At 35.3% G+C, this 26,115-nt stretch carries 23 protein-coding genes and 1 riboswitch; of the genes, 12 read left to right on the top strand and 11 right to left on the bottom strand.

Annotated features, from left to right (window positions below):
* Positions 1-3: 3 nt before the first annotated feature.
* Positions 4-1,839 carry a TonB-dependent siderophore receptor gene (locus tag GZ212_RS12205; protein WP_166960637.1) on the bottom strand — a complete coding sequence of 612 codons (1,836 nt, stop codon included), beginning with the start codon at positions 1,837-1,839 and terminating at the stop codon, positions 4-6.
* A 31-nt stretch (positions 1,840-1,870) separates the two neighbouring features.
* Positions 1,871-2,057: riboswitch (cobalamin riboswitch) on the bottom strand.
* A 161-nt stretch (positions 2,058-2,218) separates the two neighbouring features.
* Here GZ212_RS12205 and GZ212_RS12200 point away from each other — a divergent pair.
* The 9 genes from GZ212_RS12200 to GZ212_RS12160 all read left to right on the top strand — a co-directional run bounded on the left by GZ212_RS12200 (position 2,219) and on the right by GZ212_RS12160 (position 12,336).
* Entirely contained in the window at positions 2,219-3,391 is a 1,173-nt protein-coding gene (locus GZ212_RS12200; protein WP_166960634.1) for an ABC transporter substrate-binding protein, read from the top strand.
* 1 nt (position 3,392) lies between these two features.
* Positions 3,393-4,421, top strand: coding sequence for an iron ABC transporter permease (locus GZ212_RS12195; protein ID WP_166960631.1), 1,029 nt, complete (start codon positions 3,393-3,395; stop codon positions 4,419-4,421).
* Complete coding sequence (locus tag GZ212_RS12190) at positions 4,421-5,215, top strand: ABC transporter ATP-binding protein (protein ID WP_166960628.1); 795 nt, start codon at positions 4,421-4,423, stop codon at positions 5,213-5,215. The genes GZ212_RS12195 and GZ212_RS12190 overlap by 1 nt, the downstream gene beginning before the upstream one ends.
* A 114-nt stretch (positions 5,216-5,329) precedes the next feature.
* Positions 5,330-7,057 carry a hypothetical protein gene (locus GZ212_RS12185; protein ID WP_166960625.1) on the top strand — a complete coding sequence of 576 codons (1,728 nt, stop codon included), beginning with the start codon at positions 5,330-5,332 and terminating at the stop codon, positions 7,055-7,057.
* 76 nt (positions 7,058-7,133) lie between these two features.
* On the top strand, positions 7,134-8,453 hold the full coding sequence (locus tag GZ212_RS12180) for a DNA recombination protein RmuC (RefSeq protein ID WP_166960622.1): 1,320 nt from the start codon (positions 7,134-7,136) through the stop codon (positions 8,451-8,453).
* Complete coding sequence (locus tag GZ212_RS12175; RefSeq protein WP_166960619.1) at positions 8,446-9,000, top strand: acyl-CoA thioesterase; 555 nt, start codon at positions 8,446-8,448, stop codon at positions 8,998-9,000. Before GZ212_RS12180 ends, GZ212_RS12175 begins: the two co-directional genes overlap by 8 nt.
* A gap of 92 nt (positions 9,001-9,092) precedes the next feature.
* Entirely contained in the window at positions 9,093-9,710 is a 618-nt protein-coding gene (locus tag GZ212_RS12170; RefSeq protein ID WP_166960616.1) for a SatD family protein, read from the top strand.
* The gene (locus tag GZ212_RS12165; protein ID WP_166960613.1) at positions 9,707-10,435 is read left to right on the top strand and encodes a DUF3307 domain-containing protein; all 729 of its coding nucleotides are present in this window, start codon (positions 9,707-9,709) and stop codon (positions 10,433-10,435) included. The genes GZ212_RS12170 and GZ212_RS12165 overlap by 4 nt, the downstream gene beginning before the upstream one ends.
* Positions 10,436-10,452: 17 nt before the next feature.
* The gene (locus GZ212_RS12160) at positions 10,453-12,336 is read left to right on the top strand and encodes a hypothetical protein (RefSeq protein WP_166960610.1); all 1,884 of its coding nucleotides are present in this window, start codon (positions 10,453-10,455) and stop codon (positions 12,334-12,336) included.
* 22 nt (positions 12,337-12,358) lie between these two features.
* Here the strand turns inward: GZ212_RS12160 and carB are convergent, their stop codons facing one another.
* Together carB and rpmH are read right to left on the bottom strand one after the other, a co-directional pair.
* Entirely contained in the window at positions 12,359-15,211 is a 2,853-nt protein-coding gene (gene carB / locus GZ212_RS12155; RefSeq protein WP_166960607.1) for a carbamoyl-phosphate synthase large subunit, read from the bottom strand.
* Between the two features lie 110 nt (positions 15,212-15,321).
* Positions 15,322-15,480 carry a 50S ribosomal protein L34 gene (rpmH, locus tag GZ212_RS12150; protein WP_082316571.1) on the bottom strand — a complete coding sequence of 53 codons (159 nt, stop codon included), beginning with the start codon at positions 15,478-15,480 and terminating at the stop codon, positions 15,322-15,324.
* 245 nt (positions 15,481-15,725) lie between these two features.
* Here rpmH and GZ212_RS12145 point away from each other — a divergent pair, with 245 nt between their 5' ends.
* Positions 15,726-16,298 (top strand): DUF2892 domain-containing protein, encoded by a 573-nt coding sequence (locus GZ212_RS12145; protein ID WP_166960604.1) that lies wholly within the window; start codon positions 15,726-15,728, stop codon positions 16,296-16,298.
* 1 nt (position 16,299) lies between these two features.
* On the opposite strand, the gene cls is transcribed toward GZ212_RS12145, so the two are convergent.
* Genes cls through GZ212_RS12130 form a run of 3 tightly spaced genes read right to left on the bottom strand, consistent with a single transcriptional unit; the run spans position 16,300 to position 19,409 of the window.
* Positions 16,300-17,760 carry a cardiolipin synthase gene (gene cls / locus GZ212_RS12140; protein ID WP_166960601.1) on the bottom strand — a complete coding sequence of 487 codons (1,461 nt, stop codon included), beginning with the start codon at positions 17,758-17,760 and terminating at the stop codon, positions 16,300-16,302.
* A gap of 9 nt (positions 17,761-17,769) precedes the next feature.
* Positions 17,770-18,693, bottom strand: a complete 924-nt coding sequence (locus GZ212_RS12135; protein WP_166960598.1) for a lytic transglycosylase domain-containing protein — start codon at positions 18,691-18,693, stop codon at positions 17,770-17,772.
* 53 nt (positions 18,694-18,746) lie between these two features.
* Complete coding sequence (locus tag GZ212_RS12130; RefSeq protein WP_166960595.1) at positions 18,747-19,409, bottom strand: alpha/beta hydrolase; 663 nt, start codon at positions 19,407-19,409, stop codon at positions 18,747-18,749.
* Positions 19,410-19,527: 118 nt separating this feature from the next.
* Between GZ212_RS12130 and GZ212_RS12125 the strand changes: the two genes are divergently transcribed.
* Positions 19,528-19,824 (top strand): N-acetyltransferase, encoded by a 297-nt coding sequence (locus GZ212_RS12125; RefSeq protein ID WP_197276725.1) that lies wholly within the window; start codon positions 19,528-19,530, stop codon positions 19,822-19,824.
* 70 nt (positions 19,825-19,894) lie between these two features.
* Here GZ212_RS12125 and GZ212_RS12120 read toward each other — a convergent pair whose 3' ends face one another.
* On the bottom strand, positions 19,895-20,392 hold the full coding sequence (locus tag GZ212_RS12120) for a hypothetical protein (protein WP_166960592.1): 498 nt from the start codon (positions 20,390-20,392) through the stop codon (positions 19,895-19,897).
* 97 nt (positions 20,393-20,489) lie between these two features.
* On the bottom strand, positions 20,490-21,818 hold the full coding sequence (gene mtaB / locus GZ212_RS12115; RefSeq protein ID WP_166960589.1) for a tRNA (N(6)-L-threonylcarbamoyladenosine(37)-C(2))-methylthiotransferase MtaB: 1,329 nt from the start codon (positions 21,816-21,818) through the stop codon (positions 20,490-20,492).
* Positions 21,819-21,893: 75 nt separating this feature from the next.
* Here mtaB and GZ212_RS12110 point away from each other — a divergent pair, with 75 nt between their 5' ends.
* Positions 21,894-23,531 (top strand): ABC transporter substrate-binding protein, encoded by a 1,638-nt coding sequence (locus GZ212_RS12110; RefSeq protein ID WP_166960586.1) that lies wholly within the window; start codon positions 21,894-21,896, stop codon positions 23,529-23,531.
* On the opposite strand, the gene GZ212_RS12105 is transcribed toward GZ212_RS12110, so the two are convergent.
* The 3 genes from GZ212_RS12105 to GZ212_RS12095 all read right to left on the bottom strand — a co-directional run bounded on the left by GZ212_RS12105 (position 23,521) and on the right by GZ212_RS12095 (position 26,093).
* The gene (locus GZ212_RS12105; protein WP_166960583.1) at positions 23,521-24,426 is read right to left on the bottom strand and encodes a PD40 domain-containing protein; all 906 of its coding nucleotides are present in this window, start codon (positions 24,424-24,426) and stop codon (positions 23,521-23,523) included. The genes GZ212_RS12110 and GZ212_RS12105 overlap by 11 nt on opposite strands.
* 162 nt (positions 24,427-24,588) lie before the next feature.
* Complete coding sequence (locus tag GZ212_RS12100) at positions 24,589-25,764, bottom strand: GlmU family protein (RefSeq protein ID WP_053971787.1); 1,176 nt, start codon at positions 25,762-25,764, stop codon at positions 24,589-24,591.
* 77 nt (positions 25,765-25,841) lie between these two features.
* The gene (locus GZ212_RS12095; RefSeq protein ID WP_053971786.1) at positions 25,842-26,093 is read right to left on the bottom strand and encodes a type B 50S ribosomal protein L31; all 252 of its coding nucleotides are present in this window, start codon (positions 26,091-26,093) and stop codon (positions 25,842-25,844) included.
* Positions 26,094-26,115 lie beyond the last annotated feature (22 nt).

Raw genomic sequence — 26,115 nt, 5'->3', positions numbered from 1 at the left:
AGTTTAAAAATTAAAATTTAAATAAAAGTTATAATTTATTCCAGGCATGTAGCGGTTTGCCACACTCTGGTATGTCTCGTTTAAGATATTCTTTACCTGTACTCCCAATTGAATTGGAAATGGCTTGTGAAATTGATATTCTACCCCTAAATTATTTATAAAATAATCCTCCAATATGTATCTTGGATTGTTATCCGAGAAAATAAAAACCTCTCCCGTATACATACTTTGCCAATACATAGACCATTGACGGAATTGATAACTTACGATTCCTGCTCCTTTATGATAAGGGACATAGGTAAGTTGTTTTTCAGTTTCTTGATTTTCTGACTTGGTATAAGAATAAGAAGCATTCAGTCCAATATGATGATCACCAATTTGTTTTGAAAATTGAAGTTGCGTTTCCAAACCATAGGTTAGGACATGATCTGTGTTAACCGGATTCCATAATGAACCAGAAGGCAGCCACCGAATCATGTCAGTAATATCATTATAGAATCCTAACAAGGAGACTTTAACATCTCCAAACTGAAATTCATTTCCCAATTCAAATTGGTAGGCCATTTCAGGTTTCAAAGTCACATTACCGCTTCCTGCCCAATACAAATCATTATAAGTAGGAATTCTAAAATTTTTAGAGCCATTTAATTTTAAGGTGTACCAAGAGTTGAATTTATACCTTAACCCCAAATTATATAACAACGGACTTTCATAATTCTCGGTTATTTCCTGTCTAAGGCTAGCTTCATAAATTAACTTTTTAAGTTGCTGTTTAAACAATAGGCTGAATCCTGAAATGGTACGCTTGGTTTCATTGATGCTAGACCCTTCCCCCGCGGTATGAGTGATATCTGCCATTCCCTGAAGGTAGGCTCCAGCAAAGATGCGATATCCCAATTGGTATTTACCAACAACTGTGTTGGCTTCTCCAAAAGTATAATTATCAAGTCCTGTATTAGAAAAATATTTATACCTCTCGGTTAAGTAAGCCAATTTTAAATTAGAAGAAACCTTGCCATAGGTTCCCTCCCATTCAAGCAATTGTCTGGTATTAATATCTTGATATTTGGTAGGCGTCTCAGTAGGAGAAATTAAAGAGAAGTAACGCTCTCCATCATAGGAATACCCATAATACTTAATGAGGTTATTGGCATTTATTTTATATCCAATATTGGCCGACATTCCCAGATTATAAAAGCTACCATTTTGGTTCCTCCCTAGTCTAGTAGGCACCTCATAATCATTTTCAGAATGGGAATATGATGTTGATATGTTTACACTTAACTTGTCGTTTGAAAACCTCCCTGTATAGTTTACATCTTGGGTATCATAACTTCCAAGGCGAGTGAAAAAGCTATTTTCAAATCCGGCATCAAACTGAACGGAATTATTCAAATGGATGCTACCTCCTATCGCTCCACTGCCGTAGAGCACACTTCCACCACCACTCCTAATTCCAACTTCATCAAAATTTCTAATATTGACCGTATTGAAATCAGTTTGCCCATTGAACTGAGAATTGATATTGATTCCATTCCAAACCACAGCCGTTTGTTGAGCTGTAGAACCCCTAAAAGAAGGAGATGATACCATTCCCAATCCATTTTCCTTAAAATGAATGGCGGAATTAAGACTTAATAATTCTGTCAAGGATGCACCACTTCTTGTTATGGTACTATCTGCAAGGGTTGCTAGAGTTTGGGAATTGGAAAATTCCTTTAGATTTTTGTCGGCCAAAACAATAACCTCATCCAAATTTTGGATAGAATCAGTTAGGGTTTGTGATGAGACCAAACCTGAAAAAAACAAACAACAAAAGACAATATAAACCTGCTTCATTTCCCCTAAGCCTTTTACCCGAAAGCTTAAATTATTTAGTTTTGAAATTGGCAGGTCTCCTGACTTGCGTCTTTGTGCATCGCCTTCCCGTCTTTACAGACAGTGACATTTTGAAGTGTTGCACAAAGCTTGATAGCTTACAGTTGCGGGAACAGTCCTGGATTTACACCAGATTCCCTATTAATCCCCTAATGGGAACCAAAATTCGATGCAAAGATACTTATTAACTTTCTATAGCAATACAGAAAACTAATTTTTCTTATTCATTTTGATGAGCAAATAAATTAATCCAACCAAAAAATGCAGTATAATAATTCCCGCTACTAGATATATTGTTACATTTGAACCGTCTCTCATAACTTAAAGTTTAAACAAACTTATGATAAGATCAAGAATTTATCTGTCACTTAGGTTACCTATCCTTTTACTCATTATTTCCATTTTTTGGAGTTGCAAGGAAGACAAGAAAGCAGAAAAAACAAGACCTCTTAAAAATGAAACGTTAGACAGCTTAAGTTTTGCTACAGGGTTTCAAATCAAAAATTATGAGCAATATAAAGTGTTGGAAATATACAATCCGTGGCCCAAGGCTGAGGAGGCATATAAATATGCTCTTATCCCTGAGGAAAACCTTGCTACCATTACCTTAAACAAAGATGAATATGATGCCATCCTGACCACTCCCATAAAAAAAATTGTGGTCACGTCCACCACCCATATTCCTGCTCTAGAATTGTTGGATAAAGTGGAATCTTTAGTTGGTTTTCCCGGGTCTACCTATATTTCTTCAGTGAATACCAGAAAACGAATTGATGAAGGAAAGATTAGGGAATTGGGCAAAAATGAAGGCATCAATACCGAAGTCCTATTAGAACTAAGGCCTGAAGTGGTGGTAGGATTTGGAATTGATGGTAATAATCGAACCTTTGAGACGATAAAAAAATCAGGGATTCCGGTTATTTACAATGGTGATTGGATAGAAACCTCCCCTTTGGCAAAAGCAGAATGGATCAAGTTTTTTGGAGCTTTATATCAAAAGGAAGCCATGGCAGACTCGATTTTTAACAAAATAAAATCGGAGTATTATAAGGCTAAAACCTTAGCATCCAATATTAAAAACAGACCCACTATTTTAAGTGGCGCTTTGGAAAAAGATGTGTGGTACCTGCCAAGTGGCACTAGCCCCGAAGCTCAACTTATGAAGGATGCCAATGTGGATTATCTTTGGAGTGAAGTTTCCAGTGCGGGAAGTTTGGCCTTAAGCTTTGAGGCTGTTTTCTCAAAAGCTCAGAATGCAGACATCTGGTTAAGTCCATCATATTACAATTCTATGGAAGCTCTAAAAAATGCCAATGAGCACTACACCCAGTTCAAGGCTTTTCAGAATAATACCATTTACTCCTTTGCCAATACATTGGGACCAACAGGGGGCGTCACCTATTACGAAGAAGGATTTGCCAGACCTGATTTGGTATTAAAGGATATTATAAAAATTTGCCATCCAGATATGTTGATAGATTACCAACCTCATTTTTTTAAAAAATTGAAATAATTTGTCAGATTCAAAGTCATATAAACTTCCTTTTGTACTGCTATCCTTTCTGCTGATAGTCTGTTTTTTGGGAAACATCAGTCTAGGATCTGTTTACATTCCTATACCAGATGTTTTTAAAGGCCTGTTTGGAAATATTACTAATGAATCTTGGTCTTATATCATCTTAAATTATAGACTTCCAAAAGCCTTAACTGCCATATTAGTTGGATCTGGACTGGGAATTTCTGGTCTTCTCATGCAAACACTATTTAGAAATCCGTTAGCTGGTCCTTTTGTGCTGGGAATCAGTTCTGGAGCAAGTTTGGGAGTTGCTATCATTATCTTGGGAGCAGGAGTCTTTGGAGGTTTCTTAACAGGGATGCTCATCTCAAAGTGGAGCTTGGTTGTTGCTGCCAGTTTAGGGAGTTTTTTGGTTTTACTGGCCGTATTGGCCGTTTCCTCCAAAGTGAGGGATACTATGGCCATACTTATTATCGGGTTGATGTTTGGAAGTATCACCTCTGCGGTTGTAAGTGTCCTTTCCTATTTTAGTTCGGCCCAGAAACTGCAGCAGTATATTTTTTGGGGATTTGGAAGTCTTGGGAATCTATCTTGGAGAGAATTAGCCATTTTCTTTATCATTTACATTTTTGGAATCTTACTAAGTATTCTTTCCATAAAAGCTTTAAACACGCTTCTTTTAGGAGAAAACTATGCCAAGAGCCTTGGACTCAATATGAAAAGAAGTCGACTGATAATCATTCTCGCGACCAGCTTTTTGGCTGGAACTATAACAGCATTTGCGGGACCGATTGCTTTTATCGGATTGGCTATTCCACATTTAACAAGACAGATTTTTACAACAGCAAATCATAAAGTCTTACTTCCTGCCGTTTTTCTTTTTGGAGGAATATTGATGCTTATTTGCGATAGCATTGCCCAACTACCCAATAGTGATTACACCTTACCTATCAATGCCATTACCTCAATTATTGGGGCCCCGGTGGTTATTTGGTTACTAGTAAGAAAACGTAAAATGGTTTTTTAATGGATGAGAAAAATTCAAATATCATTTTAAAGACAGAAAATCTTTCTATTGGATATGAATCTAAAAAGGGAACCAATGTTATTGCTTCCAATATTAACATCTCGTTAGAAAAGGGACAATTGGTTGGATTGGTTGGAGCTAATGGCATTGGAAAATCAACCCTGTTACGAACACTAACTCAGGTACAAAATCCTATAGAAGGACATATTCTTTTGAATGGAAAGCATATTGAAACTTTTACCAACCTTCAATTAGCACAAACCTTGAGTCTAGTATTGACCGAAAAAATGGCGTCCAAAAACTTATCGGTTTTTGAATTAATCGCGCTAGGAAGACACCCCTATACCAACTGGATTGGAAGCCTATCTACTCAAGATCTAGACATCATCCATCAAGCCATGGCTTCCACCAACATTGTTTCCTTAAAAGACAAGAAGTGTTATGAATTGAGCGATGGCCAACTTCAAAAGGCCATGATCTCAAGAGCCTTGGCTCAAGATACCGACCTCATCGTTTTGGATGAACCAACTACTCATCTGGACATGTACCACAAGGCGTACATTTTAAAATTACTTCAAAACCTGACCAAGGAAACAGGAAAAACCATTCTATTTTCCTCCCATGAAATTGATTTGGCCATTCAATTATGTGATAAATTAATCGTAATGATCAATGACAGTGTTTACTCTGATTCCCCTTGCAATTTAATTACGAAAGGAATTTTTGAAAGTCTTTTCCCTGAGGACCTAATTAAATTTGACAACCAAACAGGCAGCTTTAGGGTTAATAAATAAAATTGCTACAGGAATAAAAATTCATTATATTTAAGAGTCTAATAAACAGCTCCTTACCTTCAACACCATGAACTAGTGCTTTTTGATTGGTTATAACTAACAAAACCTAGAATCATGAAAACCAAGTTAGACTTTTTAATCTTTTCCCTTTTTACAATCACATTGTTCATTTTTCCATTGGAAAAAAAGGTATCTGAATTTGATTACTCCAAAAAAGCTGGAATGAATCCCATTAGTTGTACATCAACAAAATTTCTATTAGCCGATGTGGATACCACCAAACAAATTGCCCCTCTTTTTGATAATATTGGGACCCACAGCTTTAAAGTAAGCACCAAGATTCCATTGGCTCAAAAGTTCTTTGACCAAGGACTAAGACTAACCTATGGATTCAACCATGCAGAAGCTCATAGGTCATTTATGGAAGCGTCTAGATTAGATCCCAATTTAGCCATGGCTTATTGGGGGCAAGCCTATGTTTTAGGGCCTAACATTAATGACCCCGCACCGGATGATGAAAGAAAAAAATCTTACAACGAAGCCATCCAAAAAGCACTGTCTCATTTGGAAGGGACTTCAAAAAAAGAAACCGATTTAATTCAAGCTTTAGCACACAGATATTCTGAGGATTTATCAAGGGAAACCCCCGAATTGAACTTAAGTTATATGGAGGCTATGACAAAAGTGGCTAAAAAATATGACAAGGACCCCGATGTGTTAACCTTATATGCCGCTTCCGTTATGAACACAGTTCCTTGGAATTATTGGGATAAAGATGGAAACCCATCTCCCAATATCCCAGAAGCTAAAAAAGCACTTGAAAAAGCAATAGAAATGGATGTAAATAATCCTGGTGCCCACCATTATTATATTCATATGGTTGAACTTCCCAATCCAGATTTGGCAGTTCCAAGTGCTGAAAAATTGGCTACCCTCATGCCCGCCGCTGGTCATATTGTGCATATGCCTTCACACATTTTCATTAGGGTTGGAAGGTACAAAGATGCTGTTGAGGCTAATCAAAAAGCCATCCTAGCTGATGAGGATTATATATCCCAATGTTATTCTCAAGGCATGTACCCTTTAGGTTATTACCCCCATAACATTCATTTTTTATGGTCTGCTTCCAGTTTATTGGGCGACAGTAAAACCGCTATAGAAGCAGCCAAAAAAACAGCCGAAAAGGTACCTATGGGAGAAATGAAAGACCTTCATTTTTTACAAAACTTTGCTTCTACACCACTTTTGGCCTATACCCGATTTGGCAAATGGAATGACATCCTTACCTATCCCAAGCCCAATGATGATTTGAAACATTTAAAACTTATCTGGCATTATGCACGCGGTATTGCCTTTACCAGAAAAAGCAATTTAAAAGAAGCTCAAGAAGAATTGGATGCCATTAAATTTTACACCACAGATCCTGATATGGAAACCAATATGGCTACAGGATTTGACAATGGTAATACCTTGGCTAAATTAGCCTATGAAATTGTTGCAGGAGAGATGGCTGCAAAAGGAAATGATATTGCAAAAGCTATTTCCCATTTGGAAAAGGCTGTAGACATTGAAGATCACCTTATTTATAACGAACCATCTGCCTGGCACATTCCTCCAAGACAAAATTTAGGAGCTGTTCTACTTAAGGCTCAAAAATATGCTGAAGCGGAAGCCGTTTACAAAAAAGATTTAGAAAATCTTCGTCAAAACGGATGGTCCTTGATGGGTTTGCATCAAAGTTTGGTTGCTCAAGGAAAGACCAACGAAGCTCAAAAAGTAAAAACCGAGTATGATTTAGCTTGGAAATATGCGGATATCGATGTTCAAAGTTCCATCTATTAAAAAGTTAAATCAGTAGATTGATAGATTTCCTCATTTACTACTTATCATTTATCTTTGAATAAACTCCAAAAAATAAATGAACGAAGTCATTATTGCTATTATTTCCATTCTAATAGGCGGCGGAATTGGAACTTACCTCGGAATTACAATCAGCAAACTAAAATCCAAAGGAGATATTAGTACGCTTGAAGAACGTCAAAATTTACTTCAGCAGAATATCTTAGACCTCAAAGAAACCATTCAACGTATAGAAGTAGACCGTGAATCGATAAGAGCTGAAAAGGATCATCTCAATTCTGAATTGACTAGAAAACAAACAGAGTTTGAAAATCTGCAACAAAAAAACCAAGAGCAAAAACAAGAGGTTGAAAAGTTACAAGAGAAATTCACAAAAGAGTTTGAGAATTTAGCTAATAAAATATTGGATGAAAAATCTTCAAAATTCACCAAACAAAATAAAGAACATCTAGAAGTACTTCTTAATCCATTACAAGAAAAAATAAAGGGATTTGAAAAACGAGTTGAGGATACAAACAAGGAAAGTATTGGGCGCCATAGCGAATTAAAGGAGCAAATAAAAACCTTGGCCGAATTAAATCAACAAATGAGCAAGGACGCTGATAATTTGACTAAGGCTCTTAAAGGCGACAGCAAAATGCAAGGGAATTGGGGCGAATTAATTCTAACACGAATTCTTGAAAAATCAGGTCTTGAGAAAGACCGGGAATATACGGTTCAAGATAGCCACAATACAGAAGATGGCAAACGTCTACAAACCGATGTCTTGATTCACCTACCCGATGGCAAGAAAATGATTATTGATAGTAAAGTATCACTAGTTCATTTTGAACGCTTTGTTTCTGAAGAAGATGAAGAGCAAAAACAAGTGCATTTAAAACAACATATAGCTTCCATAAAAAGGCACGTAGAACAGTTAAGCGCCAAAAACTATCAATATTTAATTGAGGAAAGCCCAGATACGGTATTTATGTTCATTCCTATTGAACCTGCTTTTGCCATTGCTTCTGCCCATGAACCCAATTTGTATGAACAAGCATTTGATCGTCAAGTCATCATAGTGACACCCGCCACCCTATTGGCTGCATTGCGCTTGGTTGACAACCTATGGCAAAATGATAGACAAAGACAGAACGCTCTGGAAATAGCAACCGAAGCAGGAAACCTATATGATAGCTTCACTAATTTAACCGATGAATTGATTAAGGTTGGTAAGCAAATAGGTACAGTGCAAACTTCGTATGAAGGCGCCATGAAAAAATTAACTGGAAGAGGAAATTTGATTAGGCGTGTAGAAAAATTGAAAAAATTAGGAGCCAAGGCCAGTAAAAATTTAAACGAAAACTTACTAAAACGAGCCGAAGAAGACGATGAGTAAACACGATTTTAAGACAGTAGATTCCTCAAAAATTTCCATTTCTGAGCTGATGCAACCATCGCATTCCAATTTTGGAGGAAAAATTCATGGTGGATATATTTTAAATTTAATGGACCAAATTGCCTTTGCATGTGCCTCCAAACATTCTGAAACTTATTGTGTAACTGCTTCCGTAGATACTGTAGATTTCTTAAATCCGATTGAAATAGGTGAATTGGTGACCATGAAAGCTTCCTTAAATTTTGTTGGAAAGACGTCTATGGTTGTAGGAATTAGGGTAGAGTCTGAAAATATTAGAACTGGGGAGGTGAAACATTGCAACTCCTCCTACTTTACCATGGTAGCTAAAGATGATCACGGCAACACCATAAAGGTTCCAGGACTCATATTGAATGATGAAAATGAAATCAAAAGATTCTTAAAAGCCATAAAAAGAAAAGAAACGAAAAAACATCGTACTGAAGAATTTAACAGCGAATCTTTCTCTTTAAACAATTACTTAGATCATCTTAAAGGCTATAATATTAAGATCGATTTGAAGGGCTAAACTCCCGAACCACATTCCTAAATAAAGGAATATATTTGATTATTCCATAAAAAAGGAATATATTTGATTATTCCACAAAAAAGGAATGTAGAATGATTGGAGTAATAACAGGAGATATCGTCAATTCAACCAAACTGCAAGACCCTAGTATTTGGTTATCCCCCCTGCGCGCTGCTTTACAGCAAATAACTTTAAATGAGGCTACCTGGGAAATTTATAGAGGAGATAGTTTTCAATTCGAAATCAAGGATTATTTCCAATGCTTTGAGCATGCTGTTTATATAAAGGCATGCATCAAGTCTATTAAGGATTTAGATGTAAGATTGTCTATTGGCATAGGAGAAAAGTCATTTGAAGGTCAAACCGTAACGGAATCTAATGGTGAAGCATTTCAATTTTCAGGCGAAACATTAGAAACTCTTAAACGTGATAAATTAAACCTAAAAATTAAAACCTCAGATTTAGAATTGGATCAAGAACTCAACTTATACTTTAAATTGATTTCATTGACGATGGATCATTGGACACCCAATTCTGCGGAAATTGTCAAACTCTATTTGGAAAACAAGAATAAAATTCAAAAGGAACTAGCAGAAATCATAGGCATTAGCCAAGATGCCGTAAGCAAACGCATGAAACGCGCCAATTTGGAAGAAGTTTTAGAAATCGATCAAATGTATCGGAAAAAAATAAGTAAATTAAACTCATGATTCTGTTAATAAAACTACTGTTAGCTCATATCATAGGTGATTTTATTTTACAGCCTAAAAAATGGGTAAAAGACAAAGAGAAACATAAACTCAAATCCAGATATTTATATCTTCATATTGCCATTCATCTTGTTCTTTTATTCCTTATCACCTGGAATTTAACCCTTTGGCCTTTGTTACTCGCCATCGCATTTTCACATGGCATTATTGATGCCTTAAAACTCTCTTTTCAAAAGAAAAAGAACAAAAGGAAATGGTTCTTCATGGATCAGATTCTTCATATAACAGTTATAGTTGTTGGATTTATCATGGTTCAACCTGAAATTTTAAAAAGCTCCCTACTCACAGAAGTTATTGGTAGTTCTTCACTTTTAATTTTAACTTGTTTAATATTCCTTACACAACCTGTTTCCATAATCATGCAGGTTATTTTCAGCAAATGGGACATTCCCAAATTGACCAAAGACAATGAATCTTTACAAGATGCTGGAAAATACATTGGTATTTTAGAACGGCTTTTGGTTTTTGTATTTATTATTACTGACCATTGGGAAGCTGTAGGTTTTTTGATTACCGCTAAATCGGTATTTAGGTTTGGTGATCTCAAAGAAAGTAAGGAAAGGAAACTTACGGAGTATATTTTAATAGGCACTCTTATTAGTTTTGGGATAGCCATCTTAATTGGCCTCTTTTTCAAATTTATGTTGCCTTTTGTACTTTCATAACTAACATATGTTTTGAAATGAATCTTTTTACCTACATAAAAAAGGGACTGCTTTGCTTTACTCTGCTTTCAGTTTCACTTCTGTATTCCCAGAACCCCAACCAAAAAAAAGATTCCATAATCACTACGGATACCATCAAAGTAAAAAAGGACAACCTTATTGAATTTGTAGAGGAAAAGAAGGACGACAATAAATTCAATAAACTTCTATACAAGTATTTAGTTAGAAATCCAGAGACTCAAAAAGACAAAGAAACAGTGAAAATGATGTTAGATCACCAATCTTCAATCAAAAGCATGGAGGGCAAATACATCAGAAAAATTCATATCATAAGCCAAGATCCATTTGGGCATTCTATAAGAGATACGACTGTACAACCACAGAAGTTTTTGGAAAAAGCAGGAAATGCTCTCCATGTAAAAACCAAGGAATTTGTCCTTAAAAATTACATGCTTCAAAAAGAAGGAGATGCCATAGATTCACTAAAAATAGTGGAATCTGAGCGTCTTATGAGAAGTCAAAGATTCATAAGACGAGTTAGAATTGACCTGCAACCAATCGAAACCTCACTAGACAGTGTTGATGTGTATATATATTCTTTAGATTCTTGGAGTTTAATTCCAAGTGGTTCTTATTCAAATTCTAAAGTAGAGGTTCGGTTAAGGGAACGAAATTTTATGGGATGGGGACATGAATTTGACAATCGATATGAACAAAATTTTGACAATAACAGGAATACGTTTCAAACTAGATATCGCATTTATAACATCCAAAGAAGCTTTGTAAGCTTCAATCTTGAGTATTACATCAATGAATATGATCATTACGACAAAAGCATTTCGTTGGAAAGAAATTTCTTTTCCCCGTTAGCTCGTTGGGCTGGAGGTGTTTATATTGGACAAAAAACTTACCAAGACTCTATTCCAAATGACCTAGAAATTCCATCCCAAAGATTCAAGTACAACCTTCAAGACTATTGGGGAGCAGTAGCGTTTGATTTATTTAAGAACCTAACTCCATTTGATCCCCGATTAAATAAGTTTATTGTTTCATCAAGATATTATTATAATCAATACTTAGATAGCCCGGGTCCTGAATTAGATCCATTAAATTACTATAGCGATGAAAAATTTTGGCTCATGGGAGTTGGATTTTCACAGCGGTCCTTTGTGCAGGATAGATTTATTAAAAACTATGATATAATTGAAGATGTTCCTATCGGGGCATCTTATGGGATTACAACTGGCGTTCAAAATAAAAACAACAGAAACCGTATGTATTTGGGTGGCCGGATCGCTGCAGGTAATTACTTTTCATTTGGCTATTTGGGAACAGACCTACAATATGGTGGATTTCTAAGTAATGGTAAAAGTGAACAAACAGCCTTGGCTATTAAAGCTCATTACTACACCAAACTGATGAGCTGGTCTGATTGGAAATTCAGACATTTTATTTGGTCTGACCTAATACTTGGAAACAATCGATTAGATGCCTACGGTGATAAAATAGGTCTAGATGGCAATACCCCAGTAGGTATTGAGGGGTTTTATAGTTTAGAAGTGAGAGGAACCAAAAAATGGCTTACCAATATTCAAATACAGTCCTATTCTCCCTATTCTTTTTTAGGCTTTAGATTATCTCCATTTTTGAATGCCTCCTTTGGACTTATAAATGGGGATGATAGAAAATTATTTAACGGAAAAGGGTTTGCTAAAGTTGGATTAGGTATCCTATTTACAAATGATTATTTGATATTTAGTAATTTCCATTTGTCATTAGCTTGGTACAATCAAATTCCAGGGACAGGGAACAATCGCTTCAAGATGAACTCAATTGACAATCAGGAATTCCAATATATAGACTACGAGTTTGGTAAGCCCAAACTCGTAGATTATAATTGATTTATTTTAGAATACTTACTTCTTATTTGCTCAAGTACATTTTTCTTCTAGCGTAAAGGTTGTAGAATTCATCATCCTTTAAACTATCAATAAATAAGATACTTTCACCTGTACTCTTCATTTCTGGTCCTAATTTCTTATTAACCTTAGGGAACTTATTGAAAGAGAATACGGGCTGTTTGATCGCATAACCTTCTAAGTGTGGCTTGAAATCAAAATCAGTTACTTTTTTCTCTCCAAGCATTACTTTGGTTGCAAAGTTTACATAAGGCTCTCCATATGCCTTTGCAATAAATGGCACTGTTCTAGATGCTCTAGGATTAGCTTCTATTATATAAACCATATCATCCTTGATAGCAAACTGAATATTAATCAACCCTACTGTATTCAATGCCAAGGCAATTTTCTCTGTATGATCTTTAATTTGTTGTAAAACGAGATCTCCTAAGTTGAATGGAGGAAGCGTTGCATTACTATCCCCTGAATGTATTCCACATGGCTCAATATGCTCCATGATACCTATTATATATACATTTTCACCATCACAAATGGCATCAGCCTCAGCCTCAATGGCACCATCCAAGTAGTGATCTAAAAGCAGTTTATTATTAGGAATGCTTCTCAATAAATCAACGACATGCTCTTCCAGTTCCTTTTTATTGATGACAATTTTCATTCCTTGCCCTCCTAATACATAAGATGGACGAACCAAAATTGGGAAATCCAATTTATCAGCTACTTTTAAGGCTTCTTCAGCCGTTTCGGCCGTGTCAAATTCTGGATAAGGAATGTTATTTTCTTTCAGTAACGTTGAGAAGCTTCCTCTATCTTCAGCCAAATCTAACGATTGATAACTGGTTCCAATAATTTTCACACCATAACGATCCAGTTTTTCAGCCAATTTAAGAGCTGTTTGACCTCCTAATTGAACAATAACACCTTCTGGTTTTTCGTGCTTAATAATATCGTAAATATGCTCCCAGAATACGGGCTCAAAGTATAATTTATCGGCGGTATCAAAATCTGTAGAAACCGTCTCTGGATTACAGTTGATCATAATGGTTTCATAACCACACTCGGCTGCGGCTAACACCCCATGAACACAACAGTAATCAAACTCGATACCTTGACCAATTCTGTTCGGCCCAGAACCTAATACAATGATTTTCTTCTTATCAGTAACAACACTTTCATTTTCTGTAAAAACATTGCCATCTTTAGTTTTTACCTCATTTTCAAAGGTAGAGTAGTAATATGGTGTCTGCGCTTGAAACTCTGCAGCACAAGTATCAACTAACTTGTAAACCCTATTAATGCTTAGTTCCTCACGCTTCTTGTAGACTTCACTTTCTAAACAATTCAGCATATGTGCAATCTGACGGTCACCATAGCCTTTTTGTTTTGCCTCTAAAAGCAAATCCTTGTCTAAAGTTTCAATAGTATATTGTGAAATTTCCTTTTCTAGGAAATATAATTCTTCATATTGTTTCAAGAACCACATGTCTATTTTAGTGATCTCATGAATTCTACTCAACGGTATACCCATTTGAATAGCATCATAAATCACAAAGACGCGATCCCAACTAGCATGGGCTAATTTGCTAATGATTTGGTCATAATTTTTATACCCCTTACCATCGGCTCCCAAACCATTTCTTTTAATTTCTAATGATTGTGTAGCCTTATGAAGTGCTTCTTGAAAGGATCTTCCAATTCCCATAACTTCTCCCACAGATTTCATTTGAAGACCTAGAGTTCTGTCGCTACCTTCAAACTTATCGAAGTTCCATCTAGGAATTTTAACGATAACATAATCTAATGTAGGTTCAAATAAAGCAGAAGTCGATTGTGTAATTTGATTGTTTAACTCATCAAGAGTATAACCCAAAGCCAACTTAGATGCTATCTTAGCAATTGGATAACCTGTAGCTTTACTGGCTAAAGCAGATGAACGAGAAACCCGAGGATTAATTTCAATAGCAATAATTTCTTCATTCTCATCTGGGCTTACTGCAAACTGAACATTACATCCTCCTGCAAAATCACCGATACTACGCATCATAAGGATGGCCATATCACGCATTTTTTGGAAGGTCTTGTCAGACAATGTCATAGCAGGTGCAACTGTAATTGAGTCACCTGTATGGATTCCCATAGGATCCATATTTTCTATGGTACAAATAATAACAACATTGTCATTTTTATCACGAAGTAGCTCTAACTCATACTCTTTCCAGCCCATCATGGCCTTATCTATCATAACTTCGTGGATGGGGGAAATTTCCAGTCCTCTAGTTAATGATTCATCAAACTCTTCTTCATTATAGACAATAGAAGCCCCTGCTCCACCTAGGGTAAAAGATGCTCTAATACACAACGGGAATCCAAATTCCTGTGCTATTTCTTTACCTTTTAAAAATGAAGTGGCAGTTGCTTGAGGTGCCATACCAACACCTATTTCCAACATCAATTCACGGAATTTCTCACGGTCTTCTGTAATGTTGATAGCATCGATATCAACACCAATGATTTTTACTCCAAAATCCTTCCAAATACCCTTTTCGTCTGCTTCAATACATAAATTCAAAGCGGTCTGCCCACCCATTGTAGGTAAAACAGCATCAATCTGAGGGTGATCCTTTAATATTTGAACTATGGATTTGGTAGTCAATGGCAACAAATAAACATGATCAGCCATTGATGGGTCTGTCATGATGGTTGCTGGGTTTGAATTAATAAGAATGGTTTCAATTCCGTCCTCTCTCAAAGATCTCAAGGCTTGACTTCCAGAATAATCAAATTCACAAGCTTGACCAATAATGATGGGACCTGAACCAATAATTAAAATTGACTTGATACTTGAATCTTTAGGCATCTTTTATAATGAAGTTTATTTGTTTTTGCAAAAATAGTGAATGAATACGAGACATAAAAAAAGGCGCTACTCTTAGTAACACCTTTTTTATATTAACCATTGTTAATCATTTATCTCTTATGTCTTGATTCAGAAGATACAGTTAATTTCTTTCTACCCTTGGCTCTTCTACGAGCAAGTACTTTTCTACCATTGGCTGAAGCCATACGCTCTCTAAAGCCATGTTTATTTCTCCTCTTTCTCTTTGATGGTTGAAACGTTCTTTTCATTTCCTTGTATCTTTATTATCTGAATAATTCCTAATTAACTATCAAAACCTTTGGGGTATCCAAAAGTGCGTGCAAATATACAAAGGCTTTTTTATTTAGCAAACCTTATTTAAAAAATATTTTAATTTTAATATTTGCTTGTTTGCAAACAAAATTTGAAAAACCCATTTTTGAGGTGTGATTTCAAATTTAAACATCTTAAATTTGCAGCAAAATTAATTATTTAAGATCATTCATAGCAGTTTATGTTCAATAAAATATTCAAACTCGTTATTGCTGTCCTAGTATTAGCTTATGCCGTTTATCAATTCATTGAAGGAAATATTGGTAATGGCATCATGTTCATCTTATTAGCTGGGATTTTTATTTTCCTCTACTTTAAGAATGAAATGATTCTTTTAGCATTTTTAAGATTGCGAAAACAAGACTTTGAAGGTGCCAAAAAATGGTTAGACAAAATAAATAACCCTGAGGGCGCTTTAGTTAAAAAGCAACAAGGATACTACAATTATCTTCATGGAATTATGGTTTCTCAAAGCAATATGAATGATGCTGAAAAATACTTTAAGAAAGCCATCTCACTAGGTCTCGCAATGGATCATGATTTGGCTATGGCTAAATTAAATTTGGCGGGTATTGCTTTTGCTAAAAGAAGAAAAACAGAAGCTCAAGCTCTTTTGAATGAAGCTCAAAAGCTAGACAAGCACAACATGTTGAATGAACAAATCAAAATGATGAAGGAAAACATGAAACGTGCCCAAATGCCTAATCAACATTTTGGAGGACATAGACAACAACGCCCAGGGAAACGTCGGTAAATTAAAGTAAAGGTGCCAAAAGGCGACAGAAAGATTCTTTCAGTTTGTTTATTTTAGGTCGTTGTAACCATCTTTCATAATCAACCGCTTCACTATCTTTTAAATCTTCCATAAATTGATTTTTTAAGATAATGGTCTGATCTTCATGATAAATCAAAGCATTGATTTCAAAATTGATATTGAAGCTCCTATAGTCCATATTGGCTGTCCCTACACTGCAAAAAATATCGTCAACCACAATGGTTTTAGCATGAATGATTCCTTTACAGTACCTGTAAATCTCAACGCCTGATTCCAAAAGCGGCTCCAGATAAGAATTGGAGGCATATTTGGCAGTCCAAGAATCGGAATTTTTGGGAATCAACAGCTTTACCTTCACTCCACTTTTAGAGGCAATTTGAATAGCTTTAATTATTTCATCATTGGGAATGAAATAAGGCGTCGTGATGTAAACATATTTACTTGCAGAAACAATTGCCATGAATATGACTTCCATAATATTGGCCCAATCTGTATCGGGGCCACTTCCAGCAATTTGTACGGGGACATCATCATAATCTTCCAAAATTTCAGGAAAATACCGATCGGCCAACTTCACCTTTTCTGAAGAAACAAAATTCCAAGTCATAAAAAACTGAATTTGTAATGGCTTAACAGCCTCTCCTTCAATCCTCAAGTGACTATCTCTCCAAAATGGGGTTGGTTTATTCTCGGGATTTAAATATTCCTTTGAGATATTGATTCCTCCCAAATACCCTATTTTCCCATCAATAATTATAATCTTCCTATGGTTTCTATAGTTCATTTTCCCAGTAAAGGATGGAAAAAAAACAGGCATAAAATAATTGACTTGAACCCCAGACTCCTTGAATCTCCTTTTTGTGTTTCTGCTAAACTTACTTCCAACATCATCAACACTTACCCTAACCTCAATACCCTGTTTTGCCTTTTCACATAATATATCAATGACAGGATTTCCAGCTTCATCATCATGAAAGATATAATACTCTAAATGGATGTGATCTTTTGCTTCTTTTAAATCGTTTAAAACAGATTCAAACTTTGCCTCACCGTTAATTAATAATTGAACCTTATTCTCCAAGGTTAGAGGAGAATGTTCATTTTTGTACATCAACTTCACCAACCGAACCTTATCCTCCAAGATTGCCTTCAACTCGCGCTTTTCACGATTATTTAATTTTAATTCATCCTGAATTCTTCTAACTATACTCTGATTGAGGACATTCTTTCGGTTAAAAATTTTACTTTTCCGGTATTCTTGACCAAAGAAATAATACACCAATAATCCAAAAAAGGGAAAAAAAACCAAAACCAAAACATAAGATAATGTTTTGGTTGGATTAATATTTTTAAGAATAATAAAAAACGCTGCAGAAATAGCTAATATATAGTTTATTAGTATTAAAATGCGCCAGGGATTCTCCTTAAAATATTCTATCATATATGGGAATTAGTTCACATAAGATCCTGTTTTCGGAATCTCAATGAAATACTGTTTATTCGACTTATTATTAAGGTGCTTTTCCCTCAACCAAGGATTGTGGATTTTAAGTATTTTATAATTGATACCATAATCGTCTGCAAATTTGGTAAAATCGGTTACGGCAGTATCTACCTCCACCTTGTAAGTAGGTATAGGTTTATACAAGTCTTTCTCCCTAAAATTAAAGCCATACTTATCTGGATGGTTTAGGATTTCTTTTAAAGCAACGATTCTAAAAACATACCTTCCTGTCTCCTCTCCTAATAATAAATCATAGTAATCCTTTACATTTTGCCTTTCCAACTCCTTCCTTATACCAGATTCCCCAGCATTATATGCTGCAGCTGCCAAAGTCCAACTTCCTAATCTTTCCTTAGAATTTTTGAGGTATTGACAAGCTGCTTCTGTTGCTAACTCAAGATTATAACGCTCATCCACATTATCATTTATCTCAAGCCCTAATTCTCTACCAGTACCTCTCATGATTTGCCAAAATCCGCGCGCACCCGCAGGAGAAACAGCATTGGTTAATCCACTTTCAATGACAGCTAGATATTTAAAATCCTCTGGAATTCCGTGTTTTTTCAAAATAGGTTCGATAACCGGGAAATATTTTCTAGCCCTTTTGAACATCAGCAAGCCATTCGATTGCCAATAGGTGTTGACTAAAAGCTCACGATCCATTCTTTCATAAATATCTGGATTCTCTAAGGGCATCGCTTCTTTGGCGAAATCCAAATCATCAGGAATTTGAAGCGCATACACATTATAATCATTCACCAATTTCTTCTCAAAATTCTCATCGGTAGGGGCATCTTGCATTGCGTAAACAAATAAGCTCACTACTGCGAATAAGCCAACAAAAGCTAACAAATTCTTAATCCATTTCATGCTAATTCAGTTTTTTATAAAAGTATAAAAAAAGTATAATGTTTTGAGGGACTTTAACTTAAAATAAGATTTGGTAAATGTTCATTAAACCATTTAAACCTGTTGACAACCATGATGTGCGTACCTCCCTTTACACATTCGCAATCCTTAATATAGCGTTTAGGAAATACCAAATCCTTATCACCATGAATGTGAATGGTATTGGGAAGTGGCTTATTTTGATCCCAACATACCACTTGTTTAATAGCCCATTTTAAATAGGACGGATCATTTATGTGTAAAAATTTCCTATATAAATCAATACGTTCGGTAGCAGTTTTACCAAAGGCAAATTTGGCCAACTTATCCACATTTGCTTGAAATTCTTTGGGAATTAAACAATATGCCTTAAGTGCTCTCATGGCCCTCATACGTCTTGGTAACTCATATTTAGTCTTGACACTTGATACAACGATTATCTTTCTAGTCTTTATGATTTTTGACATTTCCTGAACCATAATCCCACCAAAAGAAACACCCACCAAAACAATATTTTCATGTTCAATATTTTCACACAATCTTTTGGCATAACTTTGAATGGATTCATTTTTTAAAGGAATGATCCATTCTAAAAAGTGCATTTCAAATTGGTCTTTAGGGAGTTCTATTTTTTCGAAAATAGTAGATTTCGCAGCCATTCCGGGCATAAAATAAACATGAATTAGCTCTTGATCCATAAGGCTTTAACCACTTACACTTTTCTTATTAACAATATTTTTTCGTACCTTTGCGTTACAAAACTATTGAAAATAGTGTTCACTTCTTACAAATTCCATTGAATAAAACTTAATGATTATGATTGATGCAGCAGAACTAATTGATAATGACTTTTTGCGCCAATATGAGCTAAAAGTCGATAATAGCTTAGCGAAAATTGAATATTCTCTACAGGAAAGGAAAATCTTTTTAACGAAATTGATAATTCCAAGTGATATAGAATCTGATGAATTTCAGAATGACTTTATTAAAGTAGTACTACAGGATATAGAAGAAAGAAACTTAAGTGTGGTTCCAACAAGCCCAGAGATAGCCAAATTTATAAGAAGAAATAGACAGTATAAAAGCATGCTACCCGTTGGTGTGCGAATATAACGCTGTCAATAGAAAATGAAAAGGCCAAGAATTAATCTTGGCCTTTTTTTATATTCAAAATTTATATTTATTACTCTTTGGAAAATTTCAATGTTAAATCCATCGTCAAAACAGTTTCAAAAGTAACATTATCCAAAACTTCAAAGCCTTCTGGAATCTCTACCAATAAATCATTGCCTTCAAAATAACCATTAAAAATACCATCAGGTGTATTCAATATTATTTCATCTCCATTTTTACTATATGTAATTTCCACAGCAGGTCTATCTGAAGAGGTAGAGCATGACATGGCATAATCAAGACTTTCGTGATCTTGATAAAAAGTAACATCCGATGAAATAAAAACCGAAGCGTTTTCAGAATCTGAAAAATATATCCTTGAACCATTTAAACAACCTGGAACAAAGCTGCTTGTCGCCTCTCCATCATTGTTTAAATCTATAGACTCCTTTAACCTCCATTCTGTTAATTTCCAAACATAGCTAACCTTCTCTTCTTCCGAAGATTGATCCTCTGAGCAATTAAAAACCAGGAATGTGCTTAAAAAAAGTACAATAAAATGTTTCATTGGGGCGAAATTTCCGCCAAAGTAGTGTAATTAAACTCTTTCAATTTTAAAATTAGATAAACGGATAATTTCTTAGATTATCTGTGAAATTACGTTCTTAAGACACCGCAACTTTCACAAAATCAAACCTTACCAATCCGTCTTCATCAATTTCGGTAAGTGACACCGGATGTAATGTATTGACTAATTCTGGGTTCCATGGCGCCTTTACTTTAACGTAATTTTCAGTAAAGCCATGAATATATCCTTCTTTGTTCTCGCCTTCAAACAAAACTGTTCGCTGCGTTCCCAATTGACTTTCATAAAAAGCTCTTCTCTTTTTAACGGAAAGACCCCGAAGCATTTTACTTCGTTTATTTCTAACCTTTTTGGGCACCACACCCACCATTTCTGCGGCCTCTGTATTATCCCGCTCCGAATAGGTAAAAACATGTAAGTAAGAGATATCCAATTCGTTTAGGAAATGGTAGGTTTCTAAAAAGTGTTCATCCGTTTCCCCAGGGAACCCAACTATAACATCCACCCCAATACATGCGTGTGGCATTACTTCTCTTACTTTAGCTACTCTATCTACATAAAGCTCACGCAAATACCTACGCTTCATTTTTTTCAATATATCGTTGCTACCACTTTGCAAAGGAATGTGAAAATGAGGCACAAAGGCTCTTGATCGAGAAACAAGGTCAATAGTTTCATTTTTTAAAAGATTTGGTTCAATGGAAGATATACGCAATCTTTCTATTCCCTCAACCTGATCCAGTTGGGTTACTAAATCTAGAAATGTATGCTCATGACGTTTATTACCAAATTCGCCTTTTCCATAATCTCCAATGTTCACACCAGTCAAGACAATTTCTTTAATCCCTTTTTCAGAAATCTCCTTAGCGTTTTTTAATACATTGTCCATGGTGTCACTTCTAGAAATCCCTCTAGCCAATGGAATGGTGCAATAGGTGCATTTATAGTCACATCCGTCTTGAACCTTTAAAAAAGCTCTTGTTCTATCTCCTATGGAATAACTGCCTACATAAAAATCGGCTTCCTCAATTTCACAAGAATGAACTTCACCCATATCATTTTTGGAAAGGTCATTCAAATAGTCCGTAATTTTAAATTTCTCGGTAGCCCCCAAAACCAAATCAACCCCATCCACATCTGCTAATTCCTGCGGTTTTAATTGAGCATAACAACCTACTGCAGCAACAAAAGAATCGGGATTTGCCTTTTGCGCTTGTTTCACGATCGTTTTGAATCGTTTATCTGCATTCTCGGTAACAGAGCAGGTATTAATAACATATATATCTGCTTTCTCAGAAAAATCTACACGTTCAAACCCTTCATTAGTAAAGTTTCTGGCAATAGTAGAGGTTTCTGAAAAATTCAGCTTACAACCCAATGTATAAAATGCGACTTTCTTTTGCTCCATTTCCCTTTTGTTATGGGGTCAATAAAATTTATCTTTACATTTTTGATGGCTGCAAATTTACAACTAAAATAAAGAATGATAAAACCCCTTTCAATAAACTTAACAAACTTAGTTTTCTATCTATCAGTCGGTTGCGTTTGGTTATTCATTCTTTCCTGTGAAAGCAAAATAAACACATACCAGGATTCTGATGTTTTTAGATATAATGAACATAAAAATATTAGCTCATTAGATCCTGCATTCTCTAAAGATTTGGCTGATATATGGGCCACGAACCAACTCTTTAATGGTCTGGTACAAATGAATGACAGTTTACAAGTGCTACCCTGTATAGCCAAAAATTGGACCGTTACCGATAGTGGAAAAAGTTACCAGTTTCATTTAAGAAAAGACGTTTATTTCCATAAAAGCGATTTGTTTGGTAAAGATTCTACAAGGCAAGTTCAGGCTCAAGATTTTGTTTATAGTTTCAATAGACTTTTAGACAAGCAACTAGCCTCCCCAGGCAGTTGGGTCTTGAATAAGGTAGATTATTTTGAAGCTTTAAATGATTCCACCTTACACATTAAACTGAACCAACCGTTTCCTGCATTTCTTGGCTTGTTAACCATGAAATATTGTAGTGTCGTCCCCAGAGAAATAGTAGAACATTATGGTTCTGAATTTAGATCTCATCCAATTGGAACAGGTCCATTTAAATTTAAGAGATGGGAAGAGAATATAAAATTAGTCTTTAGGAAAAACCCTCATTACTTTGAAAAAGATTCAAGAGGCAGGTCTCTTCCATATTTAGAAGCCGTTGCAATCACCTTCTTACCCGATAAACAAAGTGAATTTTTGCAATTTGCTCAAGGTAACCTAGACTATATTTCTGGTTTAGACGCATCCTACAAGGATGAGATTTTAACGACTGAAGGAAAGCTAAGAAGGTCATATCAAGACAGGGTAAACATGATTAAAGGCCCCTATTTAAATACAGAATATCTCGCTTTCTACATGGATTCAGACATTCCTGAAATTCAATCAGAATTGTTACGTAAAGCCATTAATTATGGGTTTGACAGAGAAAAAATGATCACTTATCTTAGAAATGGCATAGGAATTCCAGCAGATGGAGGTTTTATCCCCAGAGGTCTACCCGGTTACAATAACCAAATTGGTTTTGAATACAATCCCAAAAGGGCTAAAGACTTGGTTGATCAATTTAAATTACAGTCTGGAATTTCAAATCCGTCTATTACCTTAACCACGACAAGTAATTACTTAAGTTTCTGTGAGTATATCCAAAGAGAGGTGCAAAAGGCAGGATTGAATATAGTTATTGATGTAGTTCCTCCTTCTACCCTCAAGGATTCAAAAGCCAATGGTAAATTGGACTTTTTTAGAGCAAGTTGGGTCGCCGATTATCCTGATGCTGAAAATTATCTATCTCTATTTTACAGCCCTAACTTTGCCCCGAATGGCCCCAACTATGCACATTATACAAATACTGAATTTGATAACCTATTTGAAGCAGCATATTTAGAGTCCGACCCTTTGAAAAGACAACAATTATATTCTGAAATGGATCAAATCGTTATGGAACATATTCCTGTTGTTGTCCTCTTCTATGACGAAGTAGTTCGCTTTTCAAGAAAGGGAATTCATGGCTTAGGAATAAACCCCATTAATCTATTAACCTTAAAGTCCGTTAAAAAGGATGTTAATCCTTAGTAAAATAGTAGATGTCATCTTCTCCCTGTCCGCCATACCTAGTAGATGAGAAATATCCAGATTTTTCATCATCCAAAAGCATAAACCCAAAATCATCTTCCGCACTGTTAATGGGCTTAGGCATTAATTTGGGCTTTGAAAAAGTGCCATCCTCTAAAATTTGGCAATAATATACATCTAAACCTTTGTATCCTCCAGCTCTATCTGAGGAAAAGTATAGAATGTTGTCTTTGCTAACAAAGGGAAACATATCCTTTCTATTGGAATTGATTTCCCTGCCAATATTTTCTATTTCAGAATATTCATTTCCTCCGAGGATTCCCACACGGAACACATCTGTCGGACCACGTGCCTCAGGAATGTTTGCAGTGAAGTACAAATAAGCCCCATCGGGACTTACGGCCGGATGACCATAGGAATACCCGTCATCACAAAAAGGCAATGTTTTAAAATTAACCCAACCGCGACCAGGCACATACTCTCCACGCTCTAATCGCAAATTTCTAATTTTATTATTTTTTTTATAATCATCCCCTTTATTGACATAATTGGTAGTGATATAAATATATTTCTTATCAGGACTAAAAGAAGCGCTTGAGCAATTAAACTCATAAATCTCAGATGACTTAAAAGGTTCTACATTGGATATCTCTCCTTCTGCATCCATATCTCCAGAAAAAAGTGAAAACACCGGTATCTTCTCCTTGGTTAGCCGTATTTTGTTTTTGTCATCTAAAAGAAAAGAAGTAAAAAAGACTTTGCCATCTTTAAAATAACTTACTCCATAATGGCTTTTTTCATCATTGAGTTTAATATTTTTAATATGATAAGTTTCCTTTTGTGCATAAGAAAATACAAATAGAAACAGTGTTAAAAAGGAAATGTAATTTTTCATAGGTTAAGTGTTTTCAAAAAGCATACCATGTTAAGTAAATGGATCGATTAAACTTCTGGAATTTTTTAAAAATAGCTTTTAGGGATTTCTATTATTGTAATTCATCTACAAAATAGAAACTTTCATCGTTCAAAATAAGAATTTTAACATTTATGTTAACACTTAATCCCTGCGATACTTTTTAGATTCTTCAAAAACATGAGTAAGAATATCGGCATCTTGATCAGTAAACTCAACATCCCTCCTTGCCATAACCACTTTGGCCACTTCAAAGGCTTTTGATGTCATATAGGAAGTAAATCCATTACTTCCTCCCCATGAAAAACTAGGAACAAAATTCCTTGGAAAACCACTACCGAATATATTGGAGCTCACACCCACAACGGTTCCGGTATTAAACATGGTATTAATACCACATTTGCTATGATCCCCCATCATTAAACCACAAAATTGAAGTCCTGTTTTGGCAAATCTTTCAGTTTCATAATCCCATAACCTAACTTCTGCATAATTGTTTTTAAGATTGGAATTATTAGTGTCAGCACCCAAATTACACCATTCTCCTAGTACTGAATTACCCAAAAATCCATCATGCCCCTTATTTGAATATCCAAATAAAACAGAATTATTCACCTCTCCGCCTACTTTACTGAAAGGCCCAACCGTGGTTGGACCATAAATCTTAGCGCCCAATTTAACAGTAGATCCAGTACATAATGCAAAAGGACCTCTTATTATACTGCCTTCCATGATTTCTGAATCTCTTCCTATATAAATAGGTCCTGATGAGGCATTTAAAGTCACAAATTCCAATTTGGCTCCCTCTTCTATAAAAATATTCTCTGCTGCAATAGTATTTACCGTAGAAGGAATAGGTTGCGACCTTCTATTCTTAGTCAAAATTTCAAAATCATTAACTATGGCTAAACCATTTTTTGAAAAGATATCCCAAGTATTTTCAATCTTTACAACATTCTCCTGATATTCAAAAGCTTCGTAGGTGTCAAAATCAATTTCTTCTTGTGATTCTTTGGCGAAAAAAGCAATCACATCTTCATCATTAAAAATCGCTTGGTTTTCTTCAAGATTCTTGATCATTTCAACCAATTCCTGAGTTGGAAGAAATGACGCATTAATCATAACGTTATTTTCCATTTCTACCATTGGGAATTTTTCTGAAAGGTAGTCCTCGGTAACCGTGGTAGTAGTACATTCTAAATAAGACTCCCATTTTTCCCTAATGGTCATTATCCCTACGCGGATATCCGCCACGGGCCTAGTATAAGTAAAAGGTAATAATTTATTGCGTGACGGCCCGTCAAAAAGGATGTAGTTCATGGCTTAGTACTTTCTGTAAAAATAAAAAAAGCCTTTCACAAATGGAAAGGCTTTTAAGATAATATTGTATGACTAAATTACTTCTTGAATTTAGCGTATTTGTTTTTAAATTTATCGATACGTCCTGCAGTATCTACCAATTTAGATTTACCAGTGTAGTAAGGATGAGATGTTCTAGAAATCTCCATTTTAACTAAAGGATATTCAACACCATCAACTTCAATAGTCTCATTTGTTCTAGCCGTAGATTTCGTAAGGAAAACGTCCTCATTAGACATGTCTTTAAAAGCTACTACTCTATAATTTTCTGGATGTATATCTTTTTTCATCGCTAACTGCTTTTGTTTCTAT

Origin of the sequence: Mangrovimonas sp. CR14 (genome assembly GCF_011764015.1) — a bacterium.
Taxonomy (GTDB): domain Bacteria; phylum Bacteroidota; class Bacteroidia; order Flavobacteriales; family Flavobacteriaceae; genus Mangrovimonas; species Mangrovimonas futianensis.
This window is presented reverse-complemented; position numbering and strand designations above follow the sequence as displayed.

Bases quoted from the DNA above. Each gene is read 5' to 3' on its own strand.
- cls (WP_166960601.1), bottom strand. From the start codon at position 17,760: ATGATAGAATATTTTAAGGAGAATCCCTGGCGCATTTTAATACTAATA.
- GZ212_RS12125 (WP_197276725.1), top strand. From the start codon at position 19,528: ATGATTGATGCAGCAGAACTAATTGATAATGACTTTTTGCGCCAATAT.
- GZ212_RS12175 (WP_166960619.1), top strand. From the start codon at position 8,446: ATGAGTAAACACGATTTTAAGACAGTAGATTCCTCAAAAATTTCCATT.
- GZ212_RS12200 (WP_166960634.1), top strand. From the start codon at position 2,219: ATGATAAGATCAAGAATTTATCTGTCACTTAGGTTACCTATCCTTTTA.
- GZ212_RS12205 (WP_166960637.1), bottom strand. From the start codon at position 1,839: ATGAAGCAGGTTTATATTGTCTTTTGTTGTTTGTTTTTTTCAGGTTTG.
- GZ212_RS12100 (WP_053971787.1), bottom strand. From the start codon at position 25,764: ATGAACTACATCCTTTTTGACGGGCCGTCACGCAATAAATTATTACCT.
- carB (WP_166960607.1), bottom strand. From the start codon at position 15,211: ATGCCTAAAGATTCAAGTATCAAGTCAATTTTAATTATTGGTTCAGGT.
- GZ212_RS12135 (WP_166960598.1), bottom strand. From the start codon at position 18,693: ATGAAATGGATTAAGAATTTGTTAGCTTTTGTTGGCTTATTCGCAGTA.
- GZ212_RS12105 (WP_166960583.1), bottom strand. From the start codon at position 24,426: ATGAAAAATTACATTTCCTTTTTAACACTGTTTCTATTTGTATTTTCT.
- GZ212_RS12095 (WP_053971786.1), bottom strand. From the start codon at position 26,093: ATGAAAAAAGATATACATCCAGAAAATTATAGAGTAGTAGCTTTTAAA.
- GZ212_RS12120 (WP_166960592.1), bottom strand. From the start codon at position 20,392: ATGAAACATTTTATTGTACTTTTTTTAAGCACATTCCTGGTTTTTAAT.
- GZ212_RS12190 (WP_166960628.1), top strand. From the start codon at position 4,421: ATGGATGAGAAAAATTCAAATATCATTTTAAAGACAGAAAATCTTTCT.
- GZ212_RS12160 (WP_166960610.1), top strand. From the start codon at position 10,453: ATGAATCTTTTTACCTACATAAAAAAGGGACTGCTTTGCTTTACTCTG.
- GZ212_RS12145 (WP_166960604.1), top strand. From the start codon at position 15,726: ATGTTCAATAAAATATTCAAACTCGTTATTGCTGTCCTAGTATTAGCT.
- GZ212_RS12185 (WP_166960625.1), top strand. From the start codon at position 5,330: ATGAAAACCAAGTTAGACTTTTTAATCTTTTCCCTTTTTACAATCACA.
- GZ212_RS12165 (WP_166960613.1), top strand. From the start codon at position 9,707: ATGATTCTGTTAATAAAACTACTGTTAGCTCATATCATAGGTGATTTT.
- GZ212_RS12130 (WP_166960595.1), bottom strand. From the start codon at position 19,409: ATGGATCAAGAGCTAATTCATGTTTATTTTATGCCCGGAATGGCTGCG.
- GZ212_RS12180 (WP_166960622.1), top strand. From the start codon at position 7,134: ATGAACGAAGTCATTATTGCTATTATTTCCATTCTAATAGGCGGCGGA.
- mtaB (WP_166960589.1), bottom strand. From the start codon at position 21,818: ATGGAGCAAAAGAAAGTCGCATTTTATACATTGGGTTGTAAGCTGAAT.
- GZ212_RS12110 (WP_166960586.1), top strand. From the start codon at position 21,894: ATGATAAAACCCCTTTCAATAAACTTAACAAACTTAGTTTTCTATCTA.
- GZ212_RS12170 (WP_166960616.1), top strand. From the start codon at position 9,093: ATGATTGGAGTAATAACAGGAGATATCGTCAATTCAACCAAACTGCAA.
- rpmH (WP_082316571.1), bottom strand. From the start codon at position 15,480: ATGAAAAGAACGTTTCAACCATCAAAGAGAAAGAGGAGAAATAAACAT.